We start from the raw sequence: 17,255 nt of genomic DNA, 5'->3' as shown, positions 1-17,255 counted from the left end.
CCCCGGCCCGCGGGCCCACGAGAGGAACCGACCATGAGCCAGCAGTCCGACGCCCCGGCAGGGGCGGTCAGCGAGACCTACGACGTGTTCGCCGACGCGGGCGCGACCACCGCGCTGGGCGGCAACATCCACGTGGGCTACTGGACGGACGAGACCCGGGGCCTGTCCCTGATCGAGGCCACCGACCGGCTCACCGACCTCGTAGCCGCCCGGTTGGCACCTGCCGGGGGAGACCACCTGCTGGACGTGGGCTGCGGCAACGGCCACCCCGCGCTGCGCGTCGCCGAGGCGCACGACGTCCACGTCACCGGCATCAACGTCAACGCCCAGCAGGTGGCGGACGCCACGGGGCTGGCCGAGAAGTCCCCGGCCGCCGAACGCCTGGAGTTCCGCCTCGCCGACGTGCGTGAACTTCCCTTCGCGGAGGGCGGGTTCGCCTCCGCGATGGCCATCGAGACCCTGCTCCACCTCGCCGACCAGACACCCGCGCTGCGGGAGCTGCACCGCGTCGTACGGCCGGGCGGCCTGCTGGTGATCGCCGACCTGTGCCTGCGCGAACCCTTCGTCGGAGCCGACCGGGAGCTGCTGGAGGGAATGCTCGACGTATACGAGATCGCCCGCATCAGCACCGTCGAGGAGCACCGCGAGCAGCTGGAGTCCACCGGCTGGGAGGTCCTGGAACTCACCGACATCGGCGAGCAGGTCAGGCCCAGCTTCGGGCACGCCGCCGAGGCGTTCCGCGGACTCGCCGGGCAGCTGCCCGACCCGCAGGGAGCTGCCCAACTCGCCTCCGCCGCCGACCTGATGGAGACCTTCGGCGCGCATCCGCAGGCCGGCTACGCACTGATCACGGCCAGGCGCCGCTGAGCCGACCGCCCGGGCGCCGGTCCCGCGGCCCGGCGCGGAGCACCGTCCCGCGCCACGGCCACCGATCCGCCGCTCCTCCCGTACCGCACCCCGTGCGGTCGCCGAACCGCAGACAGGGAGCTTTCCGATGACACTCCGCCACAGTCCGCCGCCCGCACCACCGGACGCGCAGCCGCACGGCACGTCGCACCGCGCCGTGCTCGACGGTGGTGCCGCGACCCTGCGCCCGCGGCACCACCGCGAGCTCGCCGCACGTCTGGCGCTGTCGGCAGCGGCCACCGAGGGCGCGCACATGCGCACCGCGGACGTGCAGCCCTGGCTGGAGGAGCGGCGCGCGGCGGGCGTCTTCCACGTGGACCGGATCGCCTTCGACGAACTGGACCAGTGGCGTTTCGAGGAGATCACCGGCAACCTCGTCCACCGCAGCGGACGCTTCTTCACCGTGGAGGGCATGGACGTCGTCGAACGCGACGGCCCCTACGGCGACGGGCCGAGCCGGCGGTGGCAGCAGCCCGTCATCCGCCAGCCGGAGGTGGGCATCCTGGGCATCCTGGCGAAGGAGTTCGACGGGGTCCTGCACTTCCTGATGCAGGCCAAGATGGAGCCCGGCAACCCCAACGTCCTCCAGCTCTCGCCGACGGTGCAGGCCACCCGGAGCAACTACACCCGGGCCCACCGGGGCACCGACGTCAAGCTGATCGACCACTTCTTCCGGCCCGATCCCGACCGGGTCGTCGTCGATGTCCTCCAGTCCGAGCAGGGCTCCTGGTTCTACCGCAAGACCAACCGCAACATGTGCGTCGAGACCGTCGAGGAGGTCGAGGTCCCGGACGACTACTGCTGGTTGACGCTCGGTCAGATCGCGGACCTCCTGCACGCGGACGAGACCGTCAACATGAACGCCAGGACCGTGCTGTCCTGCCTGCCCACCGAGGACACCGACGGGCGCGCGCTGCACTCCGACACCCAGCTGCTCTCGTGGTTCACCGGCGAGCGCTCCCGCCACGACATCCAGGTGCGACGACTGCCGCTCGCCTCCGTCGAGGGGTGGAAGCAGGGCGCGGAGACGATCGAGCACGAGGAGGGGCGCTACTTCAGGGTCGTCGCCGTCGCGGTGCGCGGCAGCAACCGCGAGCGGGTCAGCTGGACCCAGCCGCTGATCGAGCCGGTGGGCCTGGGCGTCACCGCCTTCCTCACCCGGGAGATCGCCGGTGTGCGGCACGTACTGGTGCGGGCCGTGGCCGAGGGCGGGTTCCTCGACACCGTCGAGCTCGCACCGACCGTGCAGGCCACGCCCGGCAACCACGCCCATCTGCCCGCCGCCGACCAACCGCTCTTCCTGGACCACGTGTTGGACGCACCGGACTCGCGCGTGCTCTACCGCGCGGTGCACTCCGAGGAGGGCGGCCGGTTCCTCAACGCCCGCAGCAGCTACCTCCTCGTCGACGCGGGCGAGCATCCGGCAGCCCTCGACCCGCCCCCCGGCTTCCTGTGGGTCACCCCCGCACAGCTCAGCTCTCTCACCGACCACGGCCACTACGTCAACGTCGAGGCCCGCACCCTCCTGGCCTGCCTGCACGCGCTGGCGGCCGGGACCCGAGGAAGGAAGTGACATGCCGCGCACACCCGAACTCCCGCCCCTGATCACCGTGCTCGGTGCCTCCGGCTTCGTCGGCTCGACCGTTCTGCGCGCGCTGGCGCAGCGGCCGGTCCGGCTGCGGGCGGTGGCCCGACGGGAATGCGAACTGCCCGAGGGGCCGGCCGAGTCGACCGCGCTCACCGCGGACCTGACCGACCGCGACGCCCTCGCCGAGGCCGTGGCCGGATCCGACGCGGTCGTCCACCTGCTGCTGGGCGAGGGCGGCTGGCGCGCGGCCGAGAGCGACCCGGCCGTGGAACGGGTCAATGTCGGCGTCATGCGTGATCTGGTCCAGGTGCTGCGGCCCGCACGGGCCGACGGCCCCGCGCCGCTGGTCCTCTGGGGCGGCGCCGCCTCGCAGGTCGGCGTCCCGCCCAGGGAGCCGCTCGACGGCGAGGAGCCGGACCGTCCCGAAACCGCGTACGACAGGCAGAAGTTGGCCGCCGAGGAGATCCTGAAGAAGGCGACCGCCGAGGGTCTGGTGCGCGGCATCGCGCTGCGGCTGCCCACGATCTTCGGCGAGAGCGCCGGCGGCGGCGACCGCGGCGTCATCTCCGGAATGGCCCGGCGGGCAGTCGCCGACCAGACCCTGACCATGTGGCACGACGGCACCGTACGGCGCGACCTGGTGCACGTGGAGGACGTGGCGGCGGCGTTCGTCGCCGCCCTCGACCACCCCGACGCGCTGATCGGCGGCCACCACCTGATCGGGGCCGGCCGCGGCGACCGACTCGGCGACGCCTTCCGGCTGATCGCCGCCGCCGTCGCCGAGGAGACCGGCCGCCCGCCCGTGGCGGTGGAGGCGGTGGAGCCGCCCGGGCACGCCCCCGCGACGGACTTCGCCAGCGTGACCCTGGACTCCACGGCCTTCCGGACGGCGACCGGATGGCAGCCCCGCATCCCGCTCGACGAAGGCATCCGCCGCACCGTGCGCGCACTGGTGCGGCAGTCGGACCACCGGTGAGCGACCCGCAGCACCCCCTCGGACCGACCCGGCGCGGCCCCGGCCGGCGCCGGGCGCAACGCGCAGGCAGTCACCACAGCTCAGGAAAGGCGGAGAGATGACGACCCAGGTTTGGGAATACCTGACGGAGTACGAGAACGAGCGCGAGGACATCCTGGGCGCCGTGCAGCAGGTGTTCGGCTCCGGCCGCCTCGTGCTCGGCGAGAGCGTGCTCGGCTTCGAGCGCGAGTTCGCCGCCTACCACGGCGTCGACCACTGCGTCGGCGTCGACAACGGCACCAACGCCATCAAGCTCGGCCTCCAGGCCCTGGGCGTCGGCCCCGGAGACGAGGTCATCACCGTCTCCAACACGGCCGCGCCCACCGTGGTCGCCATCGACTCCACCGGCGCCAGGACCGTCTTCGTCGACGTCCGCGAGGACGACTTCCTCATGGACACCGACCAGTTGGAAGCGGCCATCACCGACCGCACCCGCTGCATCCTGCCGGTGCACCTGTACGGGCAGTGCGTCAACATGACCGCCGTCAAGGAGATCGCCGACCGGCACGGGCTGGCGGTGCTGGAGGACTGCGCCCAGGCGCACGGCGCCCGGCAGAGCGGTGTCGTCGCCGGCTCCACCGGGGACGCGGCGGCCTTCTCCTTCTACCCCACCAAGGTGCTGGGCGCCTACGGCGACGGCGGTGCCACCATCACCTCCGACCCCGAGGTCGAGGCCCGGCTGCGCAGGCTGCGCTACTACGGCATGGACAAGCAGTACTACACGGTCAGCACCCCGGCCCACAACAGCCGCCTGGACGAGGTGCAGGCCGAGATCCTGCGGCGCAAGCTCACCCGCCTGGACAGCTACGTCGAGGGCCGCCGGGACGTCGCCAGGCGCTACGCCGAGGGCCTGGGCGACACCGCGCTCCAACTGCCCCGCATCGTCCCCGGCAACGAGCACGTCTACTACGTCTACGTCGTCCGCCACCCGCGCCGCGACGACATCATCGAGCGGCTGAAGACGTACGACATCAACCTCAACATCAGCTACCCGTGGCCGATCCACACCATGACCGGCTTCGCCCACCTCGACTGCCGGGCCGGCTCGCTGCCCGTCACCGAGGCGCTGGCCGGCGAGATCTTCTCGCTGCCGATGTACCCGGCCCTGGACCCCGACCGTCAGGACAAGGTCATCCACGCGGTCCGCGAAGTCCTGGAGACCCTCTGAACCACCCGGCCGGCGACCGCGGTCCGGGTCGCGCGTCCGGTACACCGCAGCAGTCCAGTCCACGCAGCAGTCCAGTCCCACACCGAGTCACGGGAGCAGTGATGGAAGCACGGCCACTCGCGGTCGAAGGCGCGATCGAGTTCACGCCGCGCGTCTTCCCCGACGCACGCGGGCAGTTCCTCTCGCCCTACCAGGAGGAGGCGTTCACCCGCGCACATGGGAGCCCGCTGTTCCCCGTCGCGCAGACCAACCACAGCGTGTCCCGGCAGGGCGTGGTGCGCGGTGTCCACTACACCCTCACGCCTCCGGGCACCGCCAAGTACGTCTACTGCGCCCGCGGCAGCGCACTGGACATCGTGGTCGACATACGGGTCGGCTCACCCACCTTCGGCCGCTGCGACTCGGTCCTGATGGACCAGCAGCACCACCGCGCCAGCTACATCCCGGTCGGTGTCGGCCACGCCTTCGTGGCGCTGGAGGACGACACCGTCATGTCGTACATGCTCTCCGAGAGCTATGTGCCGGCCAACGAACTCGCCCTCGACTTCCTGGACCCCGCGCTGAACCTGCCGCTGCCCAGCGGAGTCGAGCCGGTGCTCTCGGACCGGGACCGCGCCGCTCCCACCCTGGAGGAGGCCCGCGAGCGCGGACTGCTCCCGGAGTACGACCACTGCCTGCGCATCGAGAAGAGCTGGCACTCCGGCTCCTAGCAACGCGCCCCGGCACCTGCTCCGCCGGCCGGCACCTGCCGGTCCGGCGGCGACCGAACCACCACCCTTCGCACCGCACCACCCGAACCGAGAAAGGCCCACCCCATGAGCGAGACCGCCCAGAAGCTGCCCGTTCCCGGAGATGTCGGCAAGCTCTACGACCGGCTGACCGTGAGCGCGATGAGCGACGGCACCTTCAACACCAACGTCCACATCGGCTACTGGGACACCCCGGACTCCACCGCCACCATCGAGGAGGCGATGGACCGGCTCACCGACATCTTCATCGAGCGGCTGAAGGTCGACGAGAACTCCCACGTGCTGGACCTCGGTTGCGGCGTCGGCGGCCCCGGCCTGCGACTGGTCGAGCGCACCGGCGCCCGACTGACCGGCATCAGCATCAGCCAGGAGCAGATCAAGGCCGCCAACCGGCTCGCCGCCGAGGCCGGCGCCTCCGAGCGTGCCGTCTTCCAGCACGCCGACGCGATGAAGCTGGACTTCCCCGACGACTCCTTCGACGCCGTGATGGCGCTGGAGTCGCTGTGCCACATGCCCGACCGCGAGCAGGTGCTCCGCGAGGTGCGGCGGGTCCTGCGCCCGGGCGGCCGGCTCGTCCTGACCGACATCTTCGAGCGCTTCCCGCGCAAGGAGGTGCGCCACGAGGGCATCGACAAGTTCTGCGAGGGCCTGATGTCGACCACGGCCGACCTCGAGGACTACATCCCGATGCTGCACCGCGCCGGGCTGCGCTCGCTGGCCGTGGTCGACGTCACCGAGGAGACCACGCTGCGCCTGGCCGACGAGGTCGCCAAGCTGGGCGCGGTCGAGGACCGCCCGGTGGCCCTGGACGAGGGCAACTTCTTCGACGACGGCACGTTCAAGCCGTCCGACCTGGAGGGCGTCGACGACTTCGGCTGTCTGCTGGTCACCGCCGAGCGCCCGAAGACCGCGTGAGGCCCACGCCCCACCCGGCGTGACGGGCGGCGGCCGGTGCGCCGGGAGGGATGGGCTCTCCCGGCGCACCGGCCGCCCCCGGTGCGCCGACTGCCCGGTGTGCGCGGCGAGTCGACCGCGCGGCTGCCGGGCCCCGACGGAGCTGGACGGAAGCAGGAGAGAGGAAGAGAGCAGATGACGCGTTCCGATGAGTGGACCGACGTGCTGATCGTGGGCGGAGGCCCGGTCGGGATGGCGTTGGCGCTCGACCTGAAGTACCGGGGGATCGACTGTGTGATCGCCGACGCCGGCGACGGCGAGGTCAGGCACCCCAAGGTCTCCACGATCGGCCCCCGTTCGATGGAGCTGTTCCGCCGGTGGGGAGTGGCCGACGCCGTGCGCAACGCCGGCTGGCCGGCCGACCACCCGCTGGACATCGCCTGGGTGACCCAGGTCGGCGGGCACGAGGTGTTCCGCTACCGCCGCGGCACCGCCGCCGACCGCCCCGCCTTCGCGCACACCCCCGAGCCCGACCAGATCTGCCCGGCCCACTGGCTCAACCCGGTGCTCACCAAGGCCGTCGGCGTCCATCCGGACGGGCCGCTGCGGCTGCGCACCACCGTCGACGACGTGACCGACGGCGAGGACCATGTGACGGCCACCGTCACCGACCACGCGAGCGGCACCACCCACACCCTGCGCGCCCGCTACCTGGTCGCCTGCGACGGAGCGTCCTCCCCGATCCGCCGCTCCTGCGGCATCGACGCCCCCGCCCGGCACCGCAAGCAGATCTTCCGCAACATCCTCTTCCGCGCTCCGGAACTGGCCGAACAGCTCGGCGACCGCGCCGCGTTGGTGTACTTCCTGATGCTCTCCACCACGCTGCGCTTCCCGCTGCGCTCGCTCAACGGCAGCGACCTGTACAACCTGGTGGTCGGAGTCGACCCGGACACCACCGACGACGAGAACTCCGCCGGCCGCGCCGACGCCCTGTCCCTGGTCAAGGACGCGCTCGCGCTCGACACCCCCGTGGAGCTGCTGAGCGACGGCGAGTGGCATCTGACCCACCGGGTCGCCGACCGCTACCGCGCCGGTCGCGTCTTCCTCTCCGGCGACGCCGCCCACACCCTCTCGCCCTCCGGCGGGTTCGGCCTGAACACCGGCATCGCGGACGCCGCCGACCTGGGCTGGAAGCTCGCCGCCACCCTCCGGGGCTGGGGCGGCGACCATCTGCTCGACACCTACGACGCCGACCGCAGGCCGATCGCGGTGGAGAGCCTGGAGGAGGCGAACGCGAACCTGCAGCGCACCATGCGCCGCGAGGTGCCCCCAGAGATCCACCTCGACGGGCCCGAGGGCGAGCAGGCGCGCGCCGCGATGGCCGACCGCCTGCGCAACAGCGGCGCGCCCAGGGAGTTCGACGCCCCGCAGATCCACTTCGGCCTGCGCTACCGCTCCTCGACGATCGTCGAGGACCCGCGGGTACCGGTCCGCGAGGGCAAGCCCGACGAGGACTGGCGGCCCGGCAGCGAGCCCGGCTACCGCGCCGCCCACGCCTGGTGGGACGACTCCACCTCCACCCTCGACCTCTTCGGCAGCGGTTACGTCCTGCTCGGATTCAGCCCCGCCGGATCCGGTGACGGCGGCGCGGACGGTGCGGACACCGCGGGGCTGGAGCGTGCCTTCGCGGACCGGGGCGTCCCGCTGGCGGTGCACCTGAGCCGGGCTGCCGGCACCACCGGCGGCACCGACCGCGACGAGCTCGCCTCGCTCTACGAGAGGCGCTGGGTGCTGGTGCGGCCCGACGGCCACGTGGCCTGGCGCGGCGACGAACTGCCCGAGAGGACGGGCGAGTTCGTCGACACCGTACGGGGGCACCTGCCCGTGGCGTGACGCGCCGCGGGACGGTCGCTGTCTCCGGCTCCAGCCGGACGCACAGCCATGTGCGCGGGACGAGCGGTCCGCGACCACCGGTGTCGAGCCGGCGGTCGCGGACCGCTTGTGGTCGCAGCCGGACGCCGCCCGGGCCGCGCCGACGAGAGGACGCGCCGCCGAGCAGCCGGACGGGTACGCCGACGCGTCGGCTCGTACCCGCTCCTGACGGGGCGCCCGCTCCTGCCGGGCCGCCGCCTGATCCTGCCGGGGCGCCTCCCGCTCCTGCCGGGCCGACATCTCCTGGCCGGGCCGCCCGAAGCGTCGGCAACACGCGTCAACGTGCGTCAACACGCAGGCGCGCGGCCGCAGTTGTCCGCGACCGCGCGCCCGATCGGTGTGCTCGTCCCGGTGTACCGTGCGCGCCCGCCGCCGTCCGCGGCGGGCGCGCACGGGCGTCAGGCCGGGGTGATGCGGCTGATGGTGCCGCCGATGGCCAGCAGGTACAGCTCGCCGTCGCCGTCCTGGACGATCGAGATGACCTCGCCGCCGTTGACGCCGAGGTCGCCCTCCTCGGTGACCTCGCCGTTCTCGATCTTCAGCGTGCGGGCGGTGCCGTCGCAGTAGTCGCTGTAGACGTAGTGGCCGACCAGGTCCGGGATGGCCGAGCCGTTGTAGACGAAGCCGCCGGTCACCGAGCAGCCGAGGCCGCTGCGGTCGTACTCGAACACCGGGGGCACGTGGTTCTCCGGCTCGGTGCCGCCGCGGAAGGGGTGGGTGCCCTCCATCTCGGACCAGCCGTAGTTCTCCCCGCCCTTGCTGTCCGCGGGGGCCCAGTCGATCTCCTCCCAGTCGGTCTGGCCGACGTCGCCGATCAGCATGTCGCCGGTCGCGGAGTCGAAGGAGAACCGCCAGGGGTTGCGCAGACCGTAGGACCAGATCTCGTCCTTGGCGTCGGCGTTGTCGACGAAGGGGTTGTCCTCCGGGATGGCGTACGGGTCGCCGCCGCTGGGGTCGATGCGCAGGATCTTGCCGAGCAGGGTGTCCAGGCTCTGGCCGTAGCCGTGCGGGTCGCCGCCCGAGCCGCCGTCGCCGAAGGCGATGTAGAGGTAGCCGTCCGGCCCGAACTTGATGTCACCGCCGTTGTGGTTGCTGTACGGCTGCTCCTGGGTGAGGACGGTGCGTCGCGAGTCCTTGTCCAACGCGCCGTCGACGACCGCGAACTCGTCGATGGTGCTGGTGCCCTCGAGGTCGGTGTAGGAGATGTAGAAGTGCGCGAGGTCGGGGTCGAAGGCGATGCCGAGCAGGCCGCGCTCGGCGTCGATGGTGGTCTCCTCGCTGATGTCGAGCACCGGCTCGCCGAGACCGCCGTCGCCCAGCACCCGTACGGTGCCCGCGCGTTCGGCGATCCACAGCGAGTCGTCCGGGCCCGGGGCGCCGGCGGTGGGGCTCTCCGCGTCCGCCACCTCCTCCAGCGCCACCTGTGCGGCCTGTGCGGACTGCGGCGCGGTGGTGGGCTCGTCGGCGTACGAGGACGCTATCCCGAGGGAGGCGACCAGACAGGCGGCGGCCAGTACGGCCGAACTCTTCTTGCCGAACTTCACTGTGTTCCTCTCTGACCGGCGGCGGTGGGGGCGAGTGGGGAGAGGAGAAACCGCCGGGCTGCCGGCAGCGGCGCATCCGGCAGAAGTGGGCGCGTGGCGGGTTCGGGTGGGGGCCGTCGGCCGATGTCGACAGTACCGAGGACCACCTGCTTGGCATAGACCAATGCAGGCGCTTTCTTCCATCCGGTGGCGCTCCGTCCCGGTACCGGTCCGTAGCGTGAGATAGATGTGAACTCCCTTTAACGCAAAGGGAGTTGAATGCAAAAACTGATTCGGTGAGACGTCTTGGCGACCGCTCCCGGCGCCGGTACTGTGCGGTCCGATCCAACAACGGGTAGCAGTTCGGGCCCGGCTCGTGCGATGTCGTCCAGGGCCCGAACCATCGCGGACGACGTCCTCCCCCCACTAGTCGAGGAGACGTCGACACCATGTCGAAACTGGTTCGAAGACTCGTCACCCCCTTCCTCGCGGTCGCGATGGCGTTCGCCTTCGCGGGCACCGCAAGTGCCGTTGCGCCGGGCAGCACCGCCCACGCCACGGTCGTGTCCGACGCCGGCGAGGGCTTCGCCACCGGCAACCTCACCGACGCCGCCCCTCCGGCCAAGGGTGAGGCCAAGAAGACCAAGGCAGCCTGGAGCTACCACATCACCGCCTCCTGCGCCGGCATGGAGGCCCCGATCCGTCAGGGCGCCAACTTCTGGGGCGAGGCCAACGAGACACCCTCCAGCGGCACTCCGGTCGAGTGCACCGGCGGCTACGTCCAGGGCTGCGGCGACGCCACCAACGTGGTCGGCTGCAACTGGGGCCAGGGCCAGCGCATCATGCTCTCCACCATGGTGAGCGACTTCGCGCTGCTGGCGGCCCACGAGTTCGGCCACAACTGGTACGGCCACTCCGACCCGGGCTGCGCCAACTGGGGCAGCGCCTACGAGGTCATGCGCCCCACCATGTGCTGACCAGGCGTTCCGGCTGATTCGGCCGCTCTCGGCCTCGTCCCGACGGGGCGAACCGAGGGCGGCCGACGGCAGTTGAGGGCTTCCGGGGGAGTTCTCGGGGAGTGCCGGGACCCGGCGCTTCGAACCGGCTCCGCGCAGCCTGCCGCCCGCGACTTCCCGCCGCCCGCGAGAGTCCGGCTCGGGCCGAGTGTGCCCGTACCGCCGTGACGCGCCGGAGTCTGTTCACCGCGACCGCGCTCGGCCCGGGGACAGTCCGCGATCTCTCCCGCCTCCTCCCGCGGATGCGGACCGCCGTCGGGCGGCCCACCGGCGGCGAGGGCTTTGCGGGGCGGGGGTGATCGGTCATCCTGGGCTCATGTCCTCACCCGACGAACTGCCCGTCGACGCCCCGAGGGCGGCCAGAACCGCCCCGGTGCCGTGCCGGATGTGCGGCCAGCCGCTGCGGGACGCGATGTCGCGCCGGTGGGGGCTGGGCAGGGACTGCCGAAGGAAGCTGCGGATGCGTCTGGCGCCCGCACCGGAGCAGCACGAGGTCGAGCAGGACGCACTGCCCGGTCTGTGACGAGGCGTCACCGCGGGCGCGTACGGCCCCGAGTCGGACGCCGGCCCGCCCCGTGAGCGGTACGTGCCCGCCCGTGGGCGTCCGCGGTCTCCCGGGGCCGTCCCGACTCTCCCGGGCCCGCTTCGACGTCGCACGGTCGCCCGTCGCGCAGTCGCCCGGTGCTCTTCCCGCACGCGTGGGCCGTCCCACAGGCCGTTGCGGAAGACGGCCCGCGCCTTGGTGCCCCTCCCGCACGCGGGGGCCGTCCCCAAGTCCCGTACGGGGCGCCTCAGTCGGTGGAGCGGCGCCAGCGGTCGGCCTCCAGCAGCGCGGCGTCGGCCGGGCGGGCCTCGTCGAAGACCGGACGCCCGGCGACGCTCACCCGCATCCCGTCGACGTGGACGCCGCGCCCCTGGTTGTCGCCGTCGGTGGTGTACGTCCAGCGCAGATGGGTGGTGGCGGCCGGCAGGTCGGCGGCGGCGACCAGCCACCGTCGACCGGACCAGCCGTCGAACCCGCCCTCGCTGCGCCAGCGGTGGGCCCCGCCGCGCAGGGTGAACGGCACCGGTGTCCAGCTGCGCCCGCCGTCCTCGGACCGCTCGAACGCGCCCCGGTCCACCTCGGGTTCGGTGTCGTACCAGAGCCGGAAGTACGCGCGTGCCGGCGCCCGCAGCGCGGGCAGCGGTGCGGTGAGGGTCGCCGCGGCCTCCGCCGTCGGCTCCGCGCGCCAGGAGGTGCGGCCCGAGACCGGGCGTACGGGGGCGGCGCGGGCGAAGGCCCGGGCGGGCAGCCGCCGGTAGACGCTCTCGGTGCCGCGTTCGCGGGTGGGGTGGACGCGGTTGGTGAGCAGTACGAAGACGGTGCCCGCGACCGGGTCGACGACCAGACAGGTGCCGGTGTAGCCGGTGTGGCCCGCGGTGACCGCGGTGGTCAGGGCGTCCATGTAGAAACGCTGGTCCACCTGCCAACCCAGGCCGCGCGGCGAGGCACCCAGTGGTGCGCTGTGATCGGTGAGCACCTCGCGCACCGACTCCTCGGAGAGGATCCTGGTACGGCCGTAACGCCCGCCGTTGGCCATGAGTTGACCGAAGACGGCCAGGTCGCGGGCGGTGGAGAACAGCCCGGCGTGGCCCGCGACACCGCCCAGCGCATAGGCGTTCTCGTCGTGCACGGTGCCGCGGACCATGCCGCGATCGGTGCCCGGCTGCCACTCGGTGGCGGCGATCCGCGGGTGCAGCGCCTCGGGCGGGTTGAAGCAGGTGTCGCGCATCCCGAGCGGACCGGTCAGGCGCTCGGCGACCAGCGTGTCCAGGGTGCGGCCGGTGACGCGTTCCATCAGCCGGCCGAGGGAGATCATGTTGAGATCGGAGTAGGTGTGTGCGGTGCCGGGCGGCGTCTCCAGTTCGGAGGAGTGGATCGCGGCGTACCGTGCCTCGTTGTCCGGCAGCGCGTACAGGTCGATCCACGACACCATGCCCGACTGGTGGGTCAGCAGCTGCCGTACGGTGATCGCCGCTTTTGCGCTGTCGGTGGCGGCGAACTCGGGCAGATGGTGGGCGACCGGATCGTCCAGCGAGATCAGCCGCTGCTCGGCGAGCTGCACGGCGAGCAGCGAGGTGAAGAGCTTGGTCACCGACGCCAGGTCGAAGACGGTGTCCTCGGTCATCGGAACCCGGCTGCCGGGCGGCAGTTCGACGGCCTCCCCGCGCTCCTCGTCCCAGCGCTCGTAGCGCACCGCGTGGCCCAGCGCCCGGTGCGTGACGACGACGCCGTCCTTGGCCGCGAGCAGCACACATCCGGGGAACGAGGGGGCGGGACGTCCCGGACCGGCGCTCAGGAAGGTCTCGGCCTCCTCGGCGATGCGTGCGATGTGCCCCGGCACCAGCCCGACCTGCTGCGGTCTGCCGCGGCGCAACCGCCGTGCGACGCGCGGAAATTGGACGTCGGCGGGGGTGAGCACCGGCGGCCCCTCGACTACGCCCGGCCCGCCCGTGGAAGCCCTCGCGGCGCCCGTACCCGCACCCGCGGCGGCGGCCGGGCCGGTGGCCGCGAGCAGCCCGGCGAGCCCCGCGCCCACCGCCCCGGCGCCGTACAGGAAACGTCGCCGCCCCACTGCGTCCGTGTGCGAACCCGACGGATCCTGCTGACCGTTCATGAGGCGATGACCGTTCTCTCGGCGATGCGGGGGAGGGGAGCGGGGCTTGCGGTGGCAGCGGCGCGGTCGGCAGCGGCGCCGATCCGGGGGGTCAGCGGTAGAGAAGATGCTCCTCCCGCAGCCGGCGGAAAGCGCGCAGATCGCGCTGCCAGATCGCGGTGACGTCGTCGACGTCCGCGCCCTGTTCGATCGCCAGGCGCACCTTGGTGTTGCCGCTCAGCTTGTCCAGCCAGTACGCGCCGTCGCCGTCCTGGCTGCGCCATCCGTAGTCGGGGAAGAGCCGCCGCTGGTCCACCAGCAGCGCCACCGCGGTGCGGATCGGGTCCAGCGCATCGTCGTCGGTGATCTGCACCTCGACGCCGCCGCAGGACTTGTCCGCCCACTTGGAGAAGGTGGGCTTGAAGTACGCCTCCCGGAAGGCGACTCCGGGCAGCTTGCGGGCGGACAGCGCCTCCTGCCAGCGGTGGTCGACGTCCGGGGCGCCCAGCAGCTGGAACGGCTGGGTGGTGCCGCGCCCCTCGGACAGCGCGGACGCCTCGAACCAGCCGGTGCCGGGGTAGAGGCGCGCGGTGGCCGGCGTCGGCATGTTCGGCGACGGCGCGACCCACGGCAGGCCGGTGTCCTCCCAGCGGTCCCGGCGGCGCCAGCCGGTGAGGCGTTCCACGTGCAGCTCCGCCTTCTTGCCCCCGGTGTCCTCGGGCACGAACGTCGCGTTGAAGAGCGTCGCCAGCTCACCGACCGTCATCCCGTGCTGCTGGGCGATGGGCTTGAGCCCCACGAAGGAGGAGTGCTTCGGATCGAGCACCGGGCCGGTGGCCTCCCGCCCGGAGAGCGGGTTGGGCCGGTCCAGCACCACGAAGCGCAGCCCCAGTTCGGCGGCGGCCTCCAGTGCGAGGTACATCGTCCAGATGTAGGTGTAGAAGCGCGAACCCACGTCCTGGATGTCGAACACCACCGCGTCCAGGCGCAGTTCGGCGAAGAGCTCGCGCATCGTGGAGGTGTCGTTGTACGCGTTGTAGACCGGCAGCCCGGTCTTCCCATCGACGAAGTGGTCCTCGCCCTCGCCCGCCTGCGAGGTGCCGCGGAAGCCGTGCTCGGGACCGAAGACGGCGACCAGGTCCACCTTCCCGTCGCCGACCATCACGTCCACCACGTGCCGCAGCCGCTCGTCGACACCGGTGGGGTTGGAGATGATGCCCACCCGCCGTCCGCGCAGCGAGGCGTAGCCGCTGCGGCGCAGCGCGTCGAACCCCGTGCGCACTCGGCGCCCGGAGGCGTGCGCCGCCTCCGGGCCGGCCGCCAGAGCGCCCGCTCCCGGCACCAGTGCCCCGGCGGCGGCCAGCCCCACCGAACCCGTCAACAGACTTCTGCGTCGCACCCTTGCTCCCTGGTGTCGGTCGTCCTCGTTCCGCTGCGAACCCTGCCGGTTCCGCGGTTCATCGTCGATAGCGCAGACCGTGCCCGAAACGGAACATCGGCTTCTGCGGATCCTGCGCGCTCGGCACCGTCACCGGCAGCCTGCCGCGCGGAGCGCTCTCGCCGAGCAGCACACGCACCGCGGACTCCACCGCCACCGGGCTGCGCGAGTAGGTCGCCAGATGGGTTCCGGCGTCCGGGTAGTGGGCGATGTCGTACGGCGTGCCGACGGCCACCGTCACCACCGCCGCGCCGGCGGCCTCCAACTCCCGCACCAGCCGCGCCTGTCCGGGTGCCTTGCCGGTGCCGTTGGTGAGCACCACCACGGTCTCGTGGCCCTTCGCCTCGCGCACGGTCGCCGCCACCGCGTCGGCGGTGGGGTCGTCGCCCGGCCAGTGGTGTGCGGCTCCGGCGCCGTGCTCCGTCAGCCGGTCGGCGAACTGTTCGGTGGCGGCTTCGCCCCACCCGGTGACCAGCACGCGCTCCCGGGCGCCGCCGTCCAGCGGCAGCAGCCCGTCCTCGTTGCGGATCAACGTGGTCGTACGGTCGCTCAGCCGCTGGGCGGCCCTGAGGTTCGCCGGTGTGCCCACGCGTCGGTCCACCCGGTCCGGATCGACGAACGGCTGCTGCACGACGCCGCGTTCGTGCTTGAGCTTGAGTATCCGGCGCACCGAGGTGTCGATGCGCTTCTGCGTCAGCTCACCGGACTTCACGGCCTCGACCACGGCGCGGTGGGCGCCCGGCAGGTCCGGCGGCATCAGCAGGACGTCCACCCCGGCCTTGAGCGCCCGCACCGGCACCTCCTCGTCCGGGTAGGTCTCCCGCACGCCCTCCATCGCCAGCGAGTCGGTGACCACGACGCCGTCGTAGCCCAGCTCCTCGCGCAGCAGCCCGGTCATGATCGGCTCGGAGAGCGTGGCGGGGTCACCGGTCGGGTCGAGCTCCGGGAACTGGATGTGCGCGCTCATGATCGAGTCGACGCCGGCGCGTATCGCCTGCCGGAACGGCGGCGCGTCCAGCTTCCGCCACTCCTGGAGGGTGTGGTGGATGACCGGCAGGGCGGTGTGGCTGTCCACATCGGTGTCGCCGTGCCCGGGGAAGTGCTTGGCCGTTGCCACGACGCCCTCGCGGCCCGACTGGAAGCCGCGGACCTGGGCCGTCGCGAGCGTTCCGGTCAGCCGTGGATCACTGCTGAACGACCGGGTGCCGATGACCGGGTTGGCCGGATTGACGTTGACGTCCGCGACCGGCGCGTAGTTCTGGTTGATGCCGACGGCCCGCAGCTCGCTGCCGGACACACGTGCGGCCTTCCGGGCGTCGGCGGGCCGATGGGTGGCGCCCAGCGCCATCGCGCCGGGCAGCCTGGTGGCCGGGGTGCTGAGCCTGCTGATGTCCCCGTGCTCCTGGTCGGTGGAGACCAGCAGCGGAACGCCCGACTTCCGCTCGCCCAGGGCGGCCTTCTGGAGCCCGTTGGAGAGGCCGGCGACCTGTGCCGGCTGTGCCAGGTTGTCCGACCAGGCGAAGTAGATGACGCCGCCGAGGTGGTACTTCTCGACCGCCTCGCGGCCGTTGTCCACGCCCAGCCACTTCTGGTTGCGCGCGACGTCCTCGGGGTCGGTGGTGTCGGCGCTCTCGCCGTAGACGTAGGTGTTGAAGAGCTGTCCGACCTTCTGCTCCAACGACATCGTGCGCAGCTGCCGTTCGGCCCAGCGCGCGGCCTGGCCCCGGCTCTCGGCGGCCGATGCGTCGACGGCGGGGGTGTCGGCGGCGGGCGGATGCGTCGGCGGGGCGGCCTGGGCCGGTGAGGCGGTCAGCAGCAGCGCGGCCACCGCGCCGCCGGTGATCAGCCGGCGGCGCGGGCCGCGCACTCGGTGGTGCCGCGTGGCGTTCATGGAACGCTCCTTCCGAAACCGGGCAGGGGAGTGGAGAGGCGCATCGAGCCGGGGCGGGCGGGTTGTCGGCGGGGCGGTGCGGGGCGAGTCCGCGGTGCGGGCAGCGGACGGTCGTCGCCGGGCGGGGCGCGGCTCCGCCGAACAGGGCGGGCCGGCAGGGAAGTCGGCCGGGGGTTCCGGTGGTGCTCGGTGCGGAACCGCGGATGCGGGCGGGAGTGGGGAGCGGCCTTCGCCGGTACGGGCGCGGCCGGACCGGCGGGACCGCCGACCGGGGTGGTCGGGGTTGGGCATGAGTAACGCAGGCGCGAGTACCACCCGTAAAGACCACGGGCGCACCCCCGGTGGTCTACACCAGTTGAGCAAGTGCTGACCTGGTGTTGTGCCGCCCGGTGGCAGAAACTTTCAGCCCGAGCCGGCGCTGTCGTCAACTCCCGCCCGGCCGCGGTCCGATGCCCGGCGGAGGCGGTACTGGAGGCGGAGGCGGCGGCGGTGCCGGCAG

The 17,255-nt window shown here is 72.5% G+C and carries 13 protein-coding genes; 9 read left to right on the top strand and 4 right to left on the bottom strand.

The annotated features are described in order from the left end of the window. Positions 1 to 33: 33 nt before the first annotated feature. The 7 genes from MTQ01_RS18730 (at position 34) to MTQ01_RS18700 (ending at position 8,213) form a co-directional block, all read left to right on the top strand. Positions 34 to 867, top strand: coding sequence for a class I SAM-dependent methyltransferase (locus MTQ01_RS18730; RefSeq protein ID WP_247491796.1), 834 nt, complete (start codon positions 34 to 36; stop codon positions 865 to 867). 127 nt (positions 868 to 994) lie between these two features. Next, entirely contained in the window at positions 995 to 2,479 is a 1,485-nt protein-coding gene (locus MTQ01_RS18725; protein ID WP_247491794.1) for an NDP-hexose 2,3-dehydratase family protein, read from the top strand. Between the two features lies 1 nt (position 2,480). Next, the gene (locus tag MTQ01_RS18720; protein ID WP_247491793.1) at positions 2,481 to 3,470 is read left to right on the top strand and encodes an NAD(P)-dependent oxidoreductase; all 990 of its coding nucleotides are present in this window, start codon (positions 2,481 to 2,483) and stop codon (positions 3,468 to 3,470) included. Positions 3,471 to 3,567: 97 nt separating this feature from the next. Next, positions 3,568 to 4,677: a DegT/DnrJ/EryC1/StrS aminotransferase family protein gene (locus tag MTQ01_RS18715; protein ID WP_247491792.1), complete on the top strand. Its 1,110-nt coding sequence runs from the start codon at positions 3,568 to 3,570 to the stop codon at positions 4,675 to 4,677. 101 nt (positions 4,678 to 4,778) lie between these two features. Continuing rightward, on the top strand, positions 4,779 to 5,387 hold the full coding sequence (locus tag MTQ01_RS18710; RefSeq protein WP_247491791.1) for a dTDP-4-dehydrorhamnose 3,5-epimerase family protein: 609 nt from the start codon (positions 4,779 to 4,781) through the stop codon (positions 5,385 to 5,387). A gap of 105 nt (positions 5,388 to 5,492) precedes the next feature. After that, positions 5,493 to 6,341 (top strand): cyclopropane-fatty-acyl-phospholipid synthase family protein, encoded by an 849-nt coding sequence (locus tag MTQ01_RS18705; protein WP_247491790.1) that lies wholly within the window; start codon positions 5,493 to 5,495, stop codon positions 6,339 to 6,341. Positions 6,342 to 6,515: 174 nt separating this feature from the next. Then, a complete protein-coding gene (locus MTQ01_RS18700) occupies positions 6,516 to 8,213 on the top strand; it encodes an FAD-dependent monooxygenase (protein WP_247491789.1) in 1,698 nt (565 codons plus the stop codon). A gap of 437 nt (positions 8,214 to 8,650) precedes the next feature. On the opposite strand, the gene MTQ01_RS18695 is transcribed toward MTQ01_RS18700, so the two are convergent. Further along, complete coding sequence (locus MTQ01_RS18695; RefSeq protein ID WP_247491788.1) at positions 8,651 to 9,796, bottom strand: PQQ-dependent sugar dehydrogenase; 1,146 nt, start codon at positions 9,794 to 9,796, stop codon at positions 8,651 to 8,653. 428 nt (positions 9,797 to 10,224) lie between these two features. Between MTQ01_RS18695 and MTQ01_RS18690 the strand changes: the two genes are divergently transcribed. Together MTQ01_RS18690 and MTQ01_RS18685 are read left to right on the top strand one after the other, a co-directional pair. Continuing rightward, complete coding sequence (locus tag MTQ01_RS18690; protein WP_247491787.1) at positions 10,225 to 10,752, top strand: hypothetical protein; 528 nt, start codon at positions 10,225 to 10,227, stop codon at positions 10,750 to 10,752. A gap of 355 nt (positions 10,753 to 11,107) precedes the next feature. After that, a complete protein-coding gene (locus MTQ01_RS18685) occupies positions 11,108 to 11,314 on the top strand; it encodes a DUF6011 domain-containing protein (protein ID WP_247491786.1) in 207 nt (68 codons plus the stop codon). A gap of 268 nt (positions 11,315 to 11,582) precedes the next feature. On the opposite strand, the gene MTQ01_RS18680 is transcribed toward MTQ01_RS18685, so the two are convergent. The 3 genes from MTQ01_RS18680 to MTQ01_RS18670 all read right to left on the bottom strand — a co-directional run bounded on the left by MTQ01_RS18680 (position 11,583) and on the right by MTQ01_RS18670 (position 16,756). Next, positions 11,583 to 13,448, bottom strand: coding sequence for a serine hydrolase domain-containing protein (locus MTQ01_RS18680; RefSeq protein ID WP_247491785.1), 1,866 nt, complete (start codon positions 13,446 to 13,448; stop codon positions 11,583 to 11,585). 91 nt (positions 13,449 to 13,539) lie between these two features. Continuing rightward, complete coding sequence (locus MTQ01_RS18675) at positions 13,540 to 14,826, bottom strand: DUF1343 domain-containing protein (protein WP_247491783.1); 1,287 nt, start codon at positions 14,824 to 14,826, stop codon at positions 13,540 to 13,542. A gap of 58 nt (positions 14,827 to 14,884) precedes the next feature. Further along, a complete protein-coding gene (locus MTQ01_RS18670; protein WP_247491781.1) occupies positions 14,885 to 16,756 on the bottom strand; it encodes a glycoside hydrolase family 3 protein in 1,872 nt (623 codons plus the stop codon). Between the last annotated feature and the right edge of the window lie 499 nt (positions 16,757 to 17,255).

The sequence above is a fragment of the Streptomyces sp. XM4193 genome (assembly GCF_023072595.1).
In the GTDB taxonomy this organism is placed as follows: Bacteria; Actinomycetota; Actinomycetes; order Streptomycetales; family Streptomycetaceae; genus Streptomyces.
The sequence above is the reverse complement of the archived record's forward strand: the minus strand, read 5'-3'. Positions and strand labels throughout refer to the sequence as shown.